Below are 13,971 nucleotides of genomic sequence, written 5' to 3'. Positions count from 1 at the left end.
TCAATATATTTTGTATATGAAATCATGGCTAAAAACAGCCATTAAGCCTAAAATTTAATTTAAAAGTTTTATTTTTATAGTCTAGCTTTTTTGATAATTATCAATTACTTTATGCGATTAATTAAAACCACTCCACCCTTTCTTCTTATCCCATTTGAGCATCCTGCTCTTTAAGGAAGATCTATGAAAAAAACTGCTTTTTTTACAGATGAGAGAACGTTTTGGCATTCAGTTGGTCAATACATTCTTGAATTCAAAGTTGGTGGCTGGGTTCAACCACCATCAGGCGCTTCTCATGCTGAATCACCAGAAAGTAAACGTCGATTAAAGAATCTCATCATTGCTTCAGGTTTACATGAAGAGCTCGCCATTGAAACAGCCAAACCATTAACGAAAGAACAAGTTGCACTTGTTCACACTGAATCTTATTTAAATGAGTTCAAGCGCGTGAGTGATTTAGGTGGCGGTGATTTATCTGCACCTCATAATTTAGATACACCAATTGGCCCTGGTACTTATGATATAGCTCTACTATCTGCGGGTTTAGCAACACAAGCTGTACGCGATGTTTACACTGGTCGTTTTAAAAATGCGTATGCACTATCTCGTCCACCAGGTCATCATGCAACAAGCGATCAAGCAATTGGCTTTTGCTACTTAAATAACATCGCGGTGGCGATTGAAAATGTTAAAAAAGAGCTTGGCTTAAAGCGCGTTGCTATCATTGATTGGGATGTACATCATGGCAACGGCCAGCAAGATATCTATTACAATAATGAAGATGTTTTAACGATCTCTTTGCATCAGGATATGTGTTATCCCAATGATTATGTTTTCGATGGTGCATCTCAATCCAGCACATTAGAAGCTCGCGGTGAAAATGCAGGTACTGGCTATAACATGAACTTGCCATTCTTCCCAGGCGCTGGCCATGATGCTTATCTCTATGCCATGGAAAAAGTGATTGCACCTGCAATCCGAGACTTTAAACCAGAAATGATCATTGTTGCTTGCGGCTTCGATGCCAATGCATTTGATCCGCTAGGGCGCATTTTATTACACTCTGATAGCTTCCGTTTATTAACGCGCGAGGTTATAAAGCTCGCAGATGAAGTATGTGAAGGCAAAGTTGTTTACACGCACGAAGGCGGATATGCGGAAAGCTATGTGCCATTCTGTGGCATGGCGGTTATGGAAGAACTGTCTGGCATTAAAACAGAAGTTGAAGATCCAATGTTAGGTTACTTTATTCAGCAACAACCAAATGCACGATTCAATGACATGCAAAATGCAGAAATTGATCGTTGGGCTGAATTTTTCGCTCAGAAAACATCCTAATTTTTTTCACAAAAAAATAGTTTCATCACAAGAACCGAGCATCGGAATGGCACCCACTTTGATGCTCTTTTTTCCTCTTTAAGACAATTTTTTGACCTTTATTTTTTATTGTCCGCGTTATGCCCATAACGTGAACGGGAGACTTTTCATGCAACAAAATGAACAAATTACTTTAAAACGCAGCTTAACATTATGGCAATTGGTGCTCTTCGGTTTAGCTTTCATGATGTTAACCACTGTATTCACAACATACGGTCTTGCCTCACAAATGACCAAAGGCATGGTGACAGGGGCATACATTGTCGCAATGTGTATCATGCTATTCACAGCTTACAGTTATGGTCAAATGGCCAAAGAATATCCGATTGCAGGCTCCGCTTATTCTTATGCACAGCGTGCAATTCATCCCAATGTTGGCTTTATGGTTGGCTGGGCTGTATTAATGGATTATATATTTATCCCAATGGTGAATTATTTAGTGTTCGGGATTTTCTTCCATGCAGCTTTTCCAGAAGTGCCTGAATATGTATTCATTCTTGCCATCATTATTGTCGTCACCATTATCAACTTGCGTGGCATTACATTGGCTGCCAATGCAAACTTAATCATCATCGCATTATCTGCGGCATTCTTAGTAATCTACTCTATTTTTGTTATTAAGAGTATTTTAGGTGGCACTGGCACTGGCACATTATTCAATTTATCCTCCATCTATAATCCCGAAAATTCATTCTCATACATGTTGGCAGGTGCATCTTTATTATGCTTCTCATTCTTAGGTTTTGACTCAATTTCTACATTTTCAGAAGAAGCTGTCAATCCTAAGCGCAACATTCCAAGAGCCATATTAATCGCAACATTATTGGGCGGCGTACTGTTCTCTTTCATTGCATATTTGAGCCATAATTTATGGCCAGATTATGATTCATTCTCTAATCCTGATGCTGCATCTTATGAGCTTGTTTCACTTGCTGGCGGTAAATTATTAGAGGCGCTATTTTTAGCCATTACAGCAATTGCCATTACAGGCTCTGCATTATCTGCTCAAGCAAGTGGTGCACGCGTACTATATGCAATGGGCCGCGCTAAATTATTACCTGCATTCTTTGGCAAACTACATCCAAAGCACCAAACGCCGATTAACAACATCTTATTGATCTCATTTTTATCGTTATTTGCAATCGTCATGACATTGAACTTCATTGCATCTTTCATTAATTTTGGTGCATTCGTAGCATTCATCTCGGTCAATATTGCAGTCATGTTTTTGTACTTCAAAAAGCAAGAGAAAACGACAAAGAATAAAATCTTATTCTTGGTGATCCCATTCATTGGCGCATCATTAGACTTTATCTTGTTAATCAACCTTAACCATTACTCATTGATTTTAGGGTTCATTTGGTTCTTATTGGGATTATTATATTTATTATTCTTAACCAAAGGCTTTAAAACTAAGCTCAGTGCAGATTTATAAATACTACAAATACGACAAAGCCAGTTCACATTTGAACTGACCCCATAAACTTGGACAGTTTATAAATTATAAAGACAAGGACTGATTTCGATATTCTATCGGACTCAGTCCTTTTAGTTTGAGCTTAATTCGATCATTATTGTAATAATCGATGTACTCATGAATCTCTTTCTCTAATTGATCGATAGATTCAAATTTTTTCACATGAAATAGCTCTGATTTCAAAACACCAAAGAAGTTCTCAATCACAGCATTATCATAGCAATTGCCTTTGCGTGACATGCTTTGTCTAACTTTGTGATCTTTTAAAGATTGTTGGTACTGTTTCATTTGATATTGCCAACCTTGATCAGAATGTAAAATCAGTTTCTTGCGTCCTTTCTTATGTAACTTTAAATGCTTCAATGCCTTATTCAGCATTTTACCCACCAACTCATATTTGGAGTTTTTAGCAACTTCATAGCTAATAATTTCCTGATTATATAGATCTAAAATCGGAGATAAATACAGCTTTTCACCGTTCACTTTAAACTCTGTGACATCTGTTACCCATTTTTGGTTGGGCCTTTGAGCCTTAAAATTACGCTTCAAAATATTCTTCGCTATTTTTCCAACTTTTCCTTTATAAGATTGGTATTTCTTCGGTCTTACTAAAGATTTAAGATTCAGTAATCGCATGATTCTTTGAACTTTTTTATGGTTAATGGGGAAATCTTTTTGTAATATCGCAGTGATGCGACGATAACCATATCGACCTTTATGCTCATGAAAAAGGGCTGTTATCCTTGCTTTAAGGCTTTCATCTGAATCAGGCTTAGCCAATACTGCCTTATGATAGTAATAAGTGCTTTTGGCTAGATTCATGATTTTCAGTAACGATGACAATGAATGCTTTACTTTGAGTTCTTCTGCGATGATTGTTTGCGCCTGAGCGCTTCTTCCTTCTCGTCCAATTCCTGAAACTTTTTTAACACATCATTCTCCGCACGAAGATAGGCTAATTCAGCTTGAAGTTGATCTATCAACTTTTCTTGTTCAGTGCGATTATCAGGTTTTTTGGGCAATCTCATCTTTTTAGGTCTTCCTTTTTGACGTGGTTCAAGTGCACTCAAACCACCTTCTTTAAACAGTGATTGCCATTCTAATATAGAAGTAAATGCTGGAATATTAAAATATGAAGCCGCTTCGCGGGCAGAGTAATAATGATCTGACATAAACTTCAATACATAATATTTGAATTCAGCAGAATATAATCGTTTTGTTGTTCTTGGCTGAATCCCTGATTGACCATGATACTGATAAGCTTTGACCCACTTTTTAACGGTGGAGTGATCAATATTAAAATGATCAGCTGTAGAGCTATATCCATTTCCTTTTTGATAAAACTTAACAACTTTTAATTTGAAATCAAAAGAATACTTCGCCATATAAAAACACCCCAAAGTTGTGTCCAACTTTTGGGGTGCAGTTCACATTTGAACTGGCTTTTTATTTACTCTTCAGCTTTCCACTGATTATCCAACAATTGTTCTTGGATATTTTTCACAAATTCTTCTAAATCTGCACGAGTCATTTCCATTCGCGAACCGTAACGCTCGTTTTCAATGGAAGTTGCATGTTCAATCACGAACTTATCTTCGCCTTCTTTGATCAAACTGAATTCTTCTGCATCCTTGTCCATACATCTAAAACCCACCATTTGGATATTGCTATAGACAACATTTTTATTCAGTTCTGACATAGTAAACCTCTTTCATCCGTTTAAAAACAGGCGACATTATAACGTCTTCACCCAGAAAAATCTGATTTTAATTTACAATGGCTAACATTAAGAATCTAGAAATTAAAAAGCTCCAACTTTCACTTGCCCATTAATATATGTCAATGTGGGACTGAACCATGTTCTCTGATTATTTCTTTCCCAACTCACAGGTGATGCCTCACGATTTCTCAAATAAAAATAACTAAAGAGCTTACCATCAGCAATCAATACGAATTGGTATCCTTCAGGAATATTGGGGTCAGATTTCCAGCCTAGTTGAACATCCAATGCCAATTGATTAAATAACTGCTCTCTTAATTGATTAAAATACTCATCTCTGGTTATAAATTTAATAGTAGCCATATCCGTCAAACCTGGCTCTAATAACTCTTTGAGTTCATCCCATTCCCTATTTTCAATTGCAATCCGAATTTCTTTATACTTATCCAATGCTAATTGACGGATTTCTGGTGTATCTTTTACGGGTGTTGCATCATTAACCCAACTCAGTGGAATATCATGATTCACTTGTAAGGTTCTTGTATATGACGGAAGAGTTACAAATACAGAACCATTCTTATAAATATCTAAAGAATATTTTTCTAAAAATTTAATCTCTCGCCCAGCCAAGGATTGTTGACGATAATCCATTGACTCTTCTGTGGAAATTATGGGTTTTTTATTACCGTTTGCATCAGCCTCTTCCTTAATCGTAAACCGCATATTGAATACATCTTCTCGCTTTATTTCTTCAGTTTCAGGATGAACGATAATGGCAGTGACTGTCACCTCACAATAAGCTCTATTTTTCTCTTTAGGATTTAAAAAATAGGCAGCGTCATCCACTTTTACTTTAAATAAATTTTTACCTTTATTAATGTACTGTGTCACACCATGTGTATAGTTTAATAAATACGGTAAAGATTTTTTATTAATATACGCTGTATTAAAAATATTTTTATTATTTAGATCAACAGTACAACTCATAAGATGAGCTCTATAGTTGATGTCATAGCGCACCATTAATGTTTCTTTTGTTACATCTTCACTCATTGCCACTCCCAACATTAAGCCTAGTAATAATATTATTTTCTTGTACATTTTATTCAAATCCTCATCACTCGTATGTTTCTGTCAGGTGCTTTGTAGTGTAATTTTTTAATGCCAAACAAAAGCCCAATAATATTCTATTGGGCTTTGAAATATAATCTACTTATTAATTAAATAATAATTTGATTAACCACTACTTCGCATTAATTAATGTTGGTAATCCCATAGAAATGGATGGAATATAAGTAATCAACATCAAGAAGAACAATAAGATTAATAACCATGGCAATGCTGCTTTGATTGTGCGCGTAATTGGCATACCAGTAACAGCTGATGTTACAAATAAGTTCAAACCAATCGGTGGTGTGATCAAGCCAATTTCCATATTCACAACCATGATGATTCCTAAATGAATCGGATCAATACCCAGCTCCACAGCAATCGGGAAAAAGATCGGCGCTAAAATCATAATAACAGCAGAAGGCTCCATAAAGCTACCTGCGATCAGTAATACAATATTAACAATCACCAAAAACATCCATGGTGATAAACCTTGCTCAACCACCCAAGCCGCAATGGATTGTGGAATTTGTTCTGTTGTTAATACATGTGCAAACAGCATGGCATTGGCAATGATGAACATCAACATCACTGTCAACTTACCTGATTCCAACATCACTTTAGGAAAATCGCGAATTCCCATATCTTTATAGACAAAAAGCGCAATCATCGCAGAATAAACCGCTGCAACAGCAGCTGCTTCCGTCGGAGTGTACATTCCTGAGTAAATACCACCCAAGATAATCACCATCAACAATAAACCCCACAATGCACGTCTAAACGATACAATCCACTCTTTGAATGTTGCGCGAGGTTGTGCTGGGAATTTTTTAATGCGTGCAACAATATAAATTGCAACCATCAATGCACCGCCCAACATTACACCAGGTACAATGCCTGCTATGAACATTTTGCCCACAGATTGCTCTGTTGCAGCCGCATAAACAACCATGACAATAGATGGTGGGATCAGAATCCCCAATGTTCCTGCATTACATACAATGCCCGCACCAAACTCTTTTGGATAACCAGATTTCACCATACCTGCAATGGCAATTGATCCAACTGCTGCAACTGTTGCAGGACTTGAACCTGACAAAGCCGCAAACAACATACATGCCAACACTGCACCAATCGCTAAACCTCCACGAATGTGCCCAACACAAGTATTCGCAAAATCAATCAAACGGCGCGCAACACCGCCCGTCGTCATAAATGCGCCTGCAATCAAAAAGAATGGGATTGCCAATAATGTCGTATGCTCTGATGTTTCAAACATCTTAATCACCAAGCTGCGTGGTGAATCAGGGCTGAAAAAGATGATCGTCAATGCGCTTGATAAACCTAGCGAAATCGCAACAGGCACACCAATGAGCATTAAAATAAATAATAAAATGAATAAAAAGGCAATGGTCATTAGATCGCTCCTTTTTCTTCAGTTTTTTGTGTTTCTTCTAATGCCAAAGCATCCGCAGCTTCATCTGCTAACCCTAATGTATTTTGTTGGTGAGTCACAATACGATAACCTATCTCTAAATAACGCCACATCAACAAGAAAAAGCCGATCGGAACAATGACTGTAATGTGCCAACGCATAATCCCAAAGCGATCCAAACCTTCCGCCAATGTACTTAAATTATAAAAGTTTAAAACCCAATCAATACTGGCAAATAGCATAATACCGCCATATGCTAAACATGCACCCAAGCCGACATAAGCTAAAATTCTTTGGGTTGTTGTATTAAAGTTTTTAACCAAAGCATCTACGCCAATGTGCCCACCAATGCGAACACCATAAGACATACAAAAAAAGATCAACCATGCAAAAGAGGCCTTTGTGAATTCATTGGACCAGCTAAAAGAGCTCGCCAAATCCATCATATAATCACCTGCATCTAAGAAAAATATTTCTAATTTTGACTCTTCTTCCCCTGCAACCCAATCCGCCAGTTTATAAAATGGCATATAGAGATTGTTCAGCATGGTATAAATAAATGTCACAAGCGTCATGGAAGTTAGGATAAAAACCATCATAAAGATCTCTGTCTTTTGCCACAGTTTATCCATGAAGCGATAAGCATTAATAAACATATATTCCCTTCATGATCTATAACGCAACAAACCCCTGATATTTTTCATATTAGGGGTTTTCCCTGCCAAGGCAGTTAATATCTGTTGCGACTGATCATTTTCTGATGATTATGGATTATTTGATTGAACAGCAGCTTCGATTAAATCTGCACCGATGTCGCCTTCAAACTTCTTCCACACAGGACGAACAGCATCACGCCATTGAGCACGCTCTTCAGGTGTTAAAGTGATGATTTCTGTTGTACCCGCTTCTAAAATATTCTTCTTAGCGCCTTCATTCAAAGCATTCGCTTGTGCATTAACTTCTAATGTTACTTCAGCCAAAATTGTTTCTAATTCAGTGCGAACATCTGCAGGTAAACCATCCCAGAATTTAGTGTTTGTGATTACCATATAATCTAAAGTACCGTGATTAGATTCAGTGATATTCTTTTGCACTTCATGAATTTTTTGTGAATAAATATTGGAGTATGGGTTTTCTGCACCATTTACAACACCAGTTTGCAAACCTTGGTACATTTCAGCAAACGCCATTTTACGTGGGTTTGCACGCAATGCTTTAAATTGTTCTTCTAATACTGCTGATGCCTGTACACGGAATTTCAAACCACGCGCATCTCTTGGCGTACGCAACTCTTTATTCGCTGACAATTGCTTCAAACCATTATGCCAATAAGCCAAACCTGTGATGTTTTTATCTTTCATACTGTTCAACAAACTTTGACCTGCTTCACTGTTTTGGAAACGATCTAAAGCTGCCATGTCATCAAACAAGAATGGTAAATCGAATAATTGAATTTTCTTTTGATAATGTTCAAATTTTGCTAATGATGGCGCTAAAATATGAACGTCGCCCAATAACAATGCATCCATTTCCTGTCCATCACCATACAAAGATGAGTTTGGATAAACTTCTACTTTAACTTTGCCAGGTAATCTCTCTTCTGCCAATTTCTTGAACAATTGAGCACCTTGACCTTTTGGTGTTGAATCTGCAACAACGTGCGCAAATTTAATCACGATAGGATCTTGATTCTGTGCATTTGCCATGCCTAACATCCCACATGTTAAAACTACTGGCGCAACTACTTTACTTAATAATTTACTCATCAAATTATTCATTATTTTACCCCAAACCCTTTTTTAAAATATTAAATATTAATCCCTAAAATGTAGATAACTGACCTTGTTATATTATTTTTCGAGCCAATATCTTTAGAAACTGTAGCACACAAAAAAGCAAATAAAAATATATTAACCAGTATTTTTCAAATAAAAAACAATTTATATATATTTATCATATAGATACAATAATATAAAACTACAGAGAGATTACATTATATGAATATATGTGCATTAAAAAACCTCAAAAATAACTATTTTCAAGGCTTTAAATATAATACATGTAATAATAATGATTAATAAATTTTACTCATTAGTGATAAAAATACGTTGGCAGAATAATATAATAAACAAAACCGTTAATAATGAAATCATGGCAGAAATTCCATAAACCCATTGAAAACCTAATGCACTTGCTAATCGCAATGAAATAAAACTTGCAAAGGACGCGCCTGTCATCATGACAGTATATTGCAGAGAAGAATCTACCGTCACCATATCTCTACCCGCTTTATCCATAAACACTGCCATGACAGCTGGCAATAATAACGTATAACCAATACTTAAAATCATGATCTGTACAATGAATGCATTGTGATAAAGAGTCGCCAACTCCTCTTTCCACATGAAAGATGCTAAAACAAATACCTGTGATAATAAAATACTAAAAATCATCGTATAACGACTTAAATGACGCATCATCCAACCTGAAATAGGACTAGAAAGCATGCACAATATCGGCAAATAAATCGCTAGAATTTTACCAATATTCGCAGCATCCAATCCTTGATTACTTAAGACAGGAATGAATGTTGTAGCAGTCAAAGCATAAGGTACACACGATAAAAGCAACAAAATAAACCAACGCCAACCTGTTGTAGGTTGCATCCAATATATCCAAATACGTTTAAACAGATCTTGCCATGCAATCACAGTTTTTTTTGTCTTATTCTGTAGCAAAGGTTCACGATAAAAATAAAGCTGAACATTCATTAACAAAGACAATATGAGCATCAAACCAACTGCAACATGCCAACCCCAATGTTGATAGAGATACAAGACTAATCCACCGCCGATCATTCGACCAGATCGCGCAGATAACACCTGTACAACACCACCAAATCCTCGTTCACGATAACTCAGAATCGTACTGTTTAAACCTAATGTTGCACTGGCTAAAAAAATCCCCATGATACTCAAGACAAAGCAGATCACTAATAACCAATGAAATTGTGTCGTAATATCAATCCAAAAAAGTGCACATAAAGCTATAAATATCACTCCATTACTGAGCAATAACCAAAACCTAAAATGTCCTGATCGATTATTCACTTGATAGCGCTCAATAATGAGTGATACCAAAACCTGCACCAATTCAATAGATGCCAATAAATAAATCAAACTCAATTGATTTAAACTGTATCCATTCTGTTTTAAGATCGTGACAATACTGATCATATAAAAGCCCACAAGAGTAATTTTAAAATTACCCAAACTTAGGAGCAAAAACCAATCTCTACGAGAGATAGAACTCATAATCAAAATCCTTATTTACGCAATGTGCTGTGTTTGCCAAAATTCGTAATAACGTCCTTTTTGATTAATCAAATCAGCATGTTGACCTTTTTCAATAATTTCACCATCCTCCATCACAAGAATCTGATTTGCCCCCACAATCGTGGATAAACGATGTGCGATCACCAAGATGGTTTTATCCACTAAAAGTGCATCCAATGCTTTTTGCACCAACAATTCATTCTTTGTATCCAATGCAGCAGTTGGCTCATCCAAAATCAAAATTGGCGCATCTTTTAAAATGGCGCGTGCGATGGCAATGCGTTGCTTTTCACCGCCTGATAAACTGCTGCCTAAATCAGATAAAACAGTTGTATAGCCAGATTTCGTACGCATAATAAAATCATGACATTGTGCCTTTTCAGCAGCAGCAACCACTTCTTCATCAGTTGCATTTGGCTTTGCCATACGAATATTGTTTAAAATCGTATCTTGAAAAAGATAGACATCTTGAAATACGACAGAAACCATGCTCATTAATTGATTCTGTGTCATATCACGAATATCAACGCCGCCAATTTTAACAGCTCCTTTTGTCACATCATCATGGCGCAGAATCATCCTTGTTAAGGTCGTTTTACCAGAACCAGAATGTCCAACTAAAGCGGTGAAAGATTTTTCAGGAATCGTTACATCAATATTTTGTAATGCAATCTTATCTTCGTTGTAAGCAAAATCCACATGATCAAATGTAATGTCATATTGCTTGGGCATATTTTTACACTCTTTCTCTGGTAAATCTTTCTGTGACAGCATGTGCTGTAGCTTTTCACAACCAATCACAAAAATTTCCAAAAGTGATGACATTTGCACAAAAAAGTTCAATAAATCCGTCACACGAACAATGATCACCATCGCTGTTGCTAATAGAAAAAATGATGCACTGCCACTTTGTACGAGAAAAATACCTAAAAGCACAATTAAAATTAAACCCAATTGCACTGTCGATGTGATCATCAAATTAGGGATCTCGCCTTTCTTCGTACCATAAGCTTGAATTTTAGCGACATCATGCGCCACTTCTGCAAAAGTATTATGCTTATTTTTCACTTCACCTGTAGATTTTAAAACATCCAAACCTTGAATAAATTCAATTGCTTCACCCTTAAGCTGTCCATTAGCTTCCGCTAAAATACTGAATCCACGACGAAATGCTTTTCTACGCCAAAAATAGAGTGGAATTGCCATTGGAAAGACCAATAACATGACAGCAGCAAATCGCCAATCATAAACCGCCATTGTGATTGCTGCCGCAATCGGCACAATCATCGCATAGATAATGGTTGTCATCAGCATGAATCCATAACCCGCTGCTTCATTCACGCTTTGTACTAATACAGCATTGATCTCTCCAGAACGCTGATTACTTAAGCTCAGCAAAGGAATACTTCGCAATTTTTCACCTAAACGATGACGCAATTCGTGAATGGCTAAATTTGCATAACCTTTTGTATCATAACTTTCTGACAATAAACGCAGCACTAAACTGATGGACAAAAGCACCAAAACCACTATCAATGGTGATAACCAGCGTTCGCCACTCACCAAAGCTGCAAAAAATGGATACAACATAGTGAGAGAGATACCAAAAAATACAGCAGATAGCACACCAAAGATTAAACAGCGCATTAATATCGGTCTTTGCTCTCCCGCTGCTAATAATAGCTGATTCACAGTACCGAAAACGCTATCAACACTGCGAGTTTCTTGATTAATATAATTTTTCATAATAATAAAATCATTTCCTAATTAATGAGATTGCGTCATTGTCCAATTCTGTGTTTGCTGATAATCACACCACAATTGCTGATAAGCTTCATTAGTTTCCAATAATGTCGAATGATTACCTTTGGCAATAACTTTGCCCTGATCTAAATAGACAATCTGATCTGCATCCACGATCGTAGATAACCGATGGGCTATCATAATTACAGTTTTATCCACCATTAATTTTTGAAATGCCTGCATTAATAATGCTTCGTTTTTAGCATCAGAAAATGCTGTTGGTTCATCCAAAACTAGAATTGGACGATTTTGCAAAAATGCACGTGCAATGGTTAATCGTTGTTTTTGCCCACCAGATAACAACTGTCCGCGCTCACCCACTTTTGTGTCATATTGCTCTGGCAAAGTCATAATAAAATCATGAATATTCGCCAATTGAGCAGCTTCAATCACTTGTTCATTCGTGGCTTCTAAACCATAACGAATGTTTTCTGCAATGGAACAGGAAAAAAGAAAGCTGTCTTGGAATACAAAGGAACATCTGCTCATGAGATCTTCCTGCTTCATCATTCTGATATCCACATCACCAATTTGAATGCTGCCATTTGTCACATCCCAAAATCTAGGCAATAAATTGATCAATGTTGTTTTCCCCGATCCAGAACTCCCCACAATGGCCGTGAAGCTTTTTTCAGGCACATCAAAACTGACTTGATTCAACACAGATTGACCATCTTCATCGTATGCAAAAGAGACATTGTTATAACGAATAGCATGCTGTGTTGGTGATTGCGCCTCTGCATCCGTCGGCTCTTTTAAACCTGACATTGCTTCAATTTCCCAAATTCGCTCAATGGAAGCTCGGGACTTTTCCAATAAACTATGCAACGCCATATAAGGATGCAAACTTTCAACAATGCCCGCTGCCAACATAAAGTAGAGAACAAGATCAATGAAATCCACATAACCTTTAACATACAAACATGTCCCGACAATTAAGAGTAAAATCTGCATCGGCATCGGTGAAAATAACGTTCTCGCTAAACGATTTCCCACACCAATTTTACTGAGCCAAGCTTGCATCACATTATTATAATTTTCCAATGCCTGTTGATAACGACCAAATGAGCTATCACCTGCATCAAATGCTCGGACAGTGCTCATTCCTTGAACGTATTCAATAATGGCAGAGTTAACATGAGCCAATGATTTCATATATTGACGTCGAAATTCTCGTCCTCTACGCATCAATATTTGTAATGCCACTAAAATCACCGCACACAATAGAAAAACTGCTAATGCAAAAGGCCAATTAAAAATTAACAACACACTTAAAATTAATATTGGCGTTACATAAGCCTCAGCTTTTAATGGCGGAGCATCCGCAACATATGAATGTAAAGCATGCACATCATCCAATAAGATCTTCGCCAAACCGCCTGTACCAAGATTTCGTACATAACCTATCGGCAGTTGACTGATTTTATCTGCTAGACGAGCACGTAAAACTTCCTCGAGCTCAAATGCACCATAATGAGATTGATCATGTGCTTTAATTTTCAACGTATAATAAATAATGGAAAATACTAATAAAGCACCTGTTACAGCATATGCATAACCAAATTTTTGTTCAGATAACAGCCAAATAATGGCTAGCATCATTAACCATAATCCCATTTTCATCAACTGCGCAATCGAAGCCATAATCATGGATTTCTTCAACCAACCCGAAATGGGCTGATAAATATCTTGATGTCGTAAACTCATGTTTCAA

At 36.8% G+C, this 13,971-nt stretch carries 11 protein-coding genes; 2 read left to right on the top strand and 9 right to left on the bottom strand.

Annotated features, from left to right (window positions below):
• The first annotated feature begins 183 nt into the window (after nt 1-183).
• Together ACA100_RS07400 and ACA100_RS07395 are read left to right on the top strand one after the other, a co-directional pair.
• Nucleotides 184-1,338 carry a class II histone deacetylase gene (locus ACA100_RS07400; protein ID WP_481077068.1) on the top strand — a complete coding sequence of 385 codons (1,155 nt, stop codon included), beginning with the start codon at nt 184-186 and terminating at the stop codon, nt 1,336-1,338.
• Nucleotides 1,339-1,486: 148 nt separating this feature from the next.
• The gene (locus tag ACA100_RS07395; RefSeq protein ID WP_481077067.1) at nt 1,487-2,812 is read left to right on the top strand and encodes an APC family permease; all 1,326 of its coding nucleotides are present in this window, start codon (nt 1,487-1,489) and stop codon (nt 2,810-2,812) included.
• A 66-nt stretch (nt 2,813-2,878) separates the two neighbouring features.
• Here the strand turns inward: ACA100_RS07395 and ACA100_RS07390 are convergent.
• The 9 genes from ACA100_RS07390 to ACA100_RS07350 form a co-directional block, all read right to left on the bottom strand.
• Nucleotides 2,879-4,239 (bottom strand): IS3 family transposase gene (locus ACA100_RS07390; RefSeq protein WP_481076906.1). Its coding sequence is split into 2 segments (ribosomal slippage): nt 2,879-3,759 and nt 3,759-4,239, totalling 1,362 coding nucleotides; the frame shifts between segments, so codons are not numbered across the junction.
• Between the two features lie 65 nt (nt 4,240-4,304).
• Nucleotides 4,305-4,553, bottom strand: a complete 249-nt coding sequence (locus ACA100_RS07385; protein WP_481077066.1) for a hypothetical protein — start codon at nt 4,551-4,553, stop codon at nt 4,305-4,307.
• A 102-nt stretch (nt 4,554-4,655) separates the two neighbouring features.
• A complete protein-coding gene (locus ACA100_RS07380) occupies nt 4,656-5,627 on the bottom strand; it encodes a hypothetical protein (RefSeq protein ID WP_481077065.1) in 972 nt (323 codons plus the stop codon).
• A 190-nt stretch (nt 5,628-5,817) separates the two neighbouring features.
• Nucleotides 5,818-7,101 carry a C4-dicarboxylate TRAP transporter large permease protein DctM gene (dctM, locus tag ACA100_RS07375; protein WP_481077064.1) on the bottom strand — a complete coding sequence of 428 codons (1,284 nt, stop codon included), beginning with the start codon at nt 7,099-7,101 and terminating at the stop codon, nt 5,818-5,820.
• Nucleotides 7,101-7,775, bottom strand: coding sequence for a TRAP transporter small permease (locus ACA100_RS07370; RefSeq protein ID WP_481077063.1), 675 nt, complete (start codon nt 7,773-7,775; stop codon nt 7,101-7,103). Before ACA100_RS07370 ends, dctM begins: the two co-directional genes overlap by 1 nt.
• A gap of 108 nt (nt 7,776-7,883) precedes the next feature.
• Complete coding sequence (locus tag ACA100_RS07365) at nt 7,884-8,834, bottom strand: TRAP transporter substrate-binding protein (RefSeq protein ID WP_481079119.1); 951 nt, start codon at nt 8,832-8,834, stop codon at nt 7,884-7,886.
• 369 nt (nt 8,835-9,203) lie between these two features.
• Entirely contained in the window at nt 9,204-10,433 is a 1,230-nt protein-coding gene (locus ACA100_RS07360; protein ID WP_481077062.1) for an MFS transporter, read from the bottom strand.
• A 15-nt stretch (nt 10,434-10,448) separates the two neighbouring features.
• The gene (locus tag ACA100_RS07355; RefSeq protein WP_481077061.1) at nt 10,449-12,200 is read right to left on the bottom strand and encodes an ABC transporter ATP-binding protein; all 1,752 of its coding nucleotides are present in this window, start codon (nt 12,198-12,200) and stop codon (nt 10,449-10,451) included.
• A 21-nt stretch (nt 12,201-12,221) separates the two neighbouring features.
• Nucleotides 12,222-13,964, bottom strand: a complete 1,743-nt coding sequence (locus ACA100_RS07350; RefSeq protein ID WP_481077060.1) for an ABC transporter ATP-binding protein — start codon at nt 13,962-13,964, stop codon at nt 12,222-12,224.
• Nucleotides 13,965-13,971: the final 7 nt, after the last annotated feature.

Source organism: Wohlfahrtiimonas sp. XWW7 (assembly GCF_056716055.1).
This window is presented reverse-complemented; position numbering and strand designations above follow the sequence as displayed.

What these genes read in the sequence shown, in the direction of transcription:
- ACA100_RS07385 (WP_481077066.1), bottom strand. Translation starts at nt 4,553, where the DNA reads ATGTCAGAACTGAATAAAAATGTTGTCTATAGCAATATCCAAATGGTG.
- ACA100_RS07380 (WP_481077065.1), bottom strand. Translation starts at nt 5,627, where the DNA reads ATGAGTGAAGATGTAACAAAAGAAACATTAATGGTGCGCTATGACATC.
- ACA100_RS07360 (WP_481077062.1), bottom strand. Translation starts at nt 10,433, where the DNA reads ATGAGTTCTATCTCTCGTAGAGATTGGTTTTTGCTCCTAAGTTTGGGT.
- ACA100_RS07395 (WP_481077067.1), top strand. Translation starts at nt 1,487, where the DNA reads ATGCAACAAAATGAACAAATTACTTTAAAACGCAGCTTAACATTATGG.
- ACA100_RS07400 (WP_481077068.1), top strand. Translation starts at nt 184, where the DNA reads ATGAAAAAAACTGCTTTTTTTACAGATGAGAGAACGTTTTGGCATTCA.
- ACA100_RS07355 (WP_481077061.1), bottom strand. Translation starts at nt 12,200, where the DNA reads ATGAAAAATTATATTAATCAAGAAACTCGCAGTGTTGATAGCGTTTTC.
- ACA100_RS07350 (WP_481077060.1), bottom strand. Translation starts at nt 13,964, where the DNA reads ATGAGTTTACGACATCAAGATATTTATCAGCCCATTTCGGGTTGGTTG.
- ACA100_RS07365 (WP_481079119.1), bottom strand. Translation starts at nt 8,834, where the DNA reads ATGTTAGGCATGGCAAATGCACAGAATCAAGATCCTATCGTGATTAAA.
- ACA100_RS07370 (WP_481077063.1), bottom strand. Translation starts at nt 7,775, where the DNA reads ATGTTTATTAATGCTTATCGCTTCATGGATAAACTGTGGCAAAAGACA.
- dctM (WP_481077064.1), bottom strand. Translation starts at nt 7,101, where the DNA reads ATGACCATTGCCTTTTTATTCATTTTATTATTTATTTTAATGCTCATT.